The sequence below is a fragment of the Xanthomonas sp. LMG 12460 genome, assembly GCF_009192895.1.
Taxonomy (GTDB): Bacteria; Pseudomonadota; Gammaproteobacteria; order Xanthomonadales; family Xanthomonadaceae; genus Xanthomonas_A; species Xanthomonas_A sontii.
The window spans coordinates 1-641 of record NZ_NKUH01000161.1 but is presented as its reverse complement, the minus strand read 5'-3'; the positions used below and the strand labels follow the sequence as shown (position 1 = coordinate 641).

Here is a 641-nt window from a genome sequence, read left to right as displayed (position 1 = left end):
TCAGTTGCAAGGGTCCGTTGCGGGTCACTTGACCGGCTTCCAGGCGCCGGAGTCGATCGCGGCGGTGAGATTGTTGACAGCCTCGCGGATCGCCAGATCCAGGACTTTGCCGTTGAGCGTGGAGTCGTAGCTGGAGGTCCCGCCGAAGCCGACGACCTCGCGGTTGGACAAGGTGTACTCGCCGCCGCCCTGCACCGAATACACCACTTCGGACGTCGCGCTATCGACCACGTTCAGGCTGACCTTGGCATAGGCCTGCTGCTGCTTGCCACGGCCGAGAATGCCGAACAGCTGCGTATCGCCGGTCTCCTTGCGGCCGAACTCGGTCACGTCGCCAGTCACGACGTAGTCGGCGCCCTTGAGTTGCTGCGCCTGGCCCTTGATCTGCGCTTCCTGCTTGATCTCGCCCATGTTGTCGCGATCCAGCACACGGAAACGATTGGTCTGCTGCAGATGGGTGATCAGGATGGTCTTGGCCTGGCTGCCCAGGCGATCCGCACCATCGGAAAACAGGCCGCGCATGAAGGAGGAGCGGTTGTCGAACTTGCCCACCGCGATCGGCGCGCGTGCGCCGGCGTAAGGCACGCTGGCCGCCGAAACTGTCTGCGGTTTGACGCTCTGATGGGTTTCGGTCGCGCAGG

1 protein-coding gene is annotated in these 641 nt (G+C 63.8%); it reads right to left on the bottom strand.

Going from position 1 to position 641, the window contains the following annotated elements; translation table 11 throughout:
- Nucleotides 1-24: 24 nt before the first annotated feature.
- Nucleotides 25-641 (bottom strand): CsgG/HfaB family protein (locus CEK66_RS20175; RefSeq protein ID WP_152238067.1); only part of this gene is annotated, 617 nt, incomplete at its 5' end.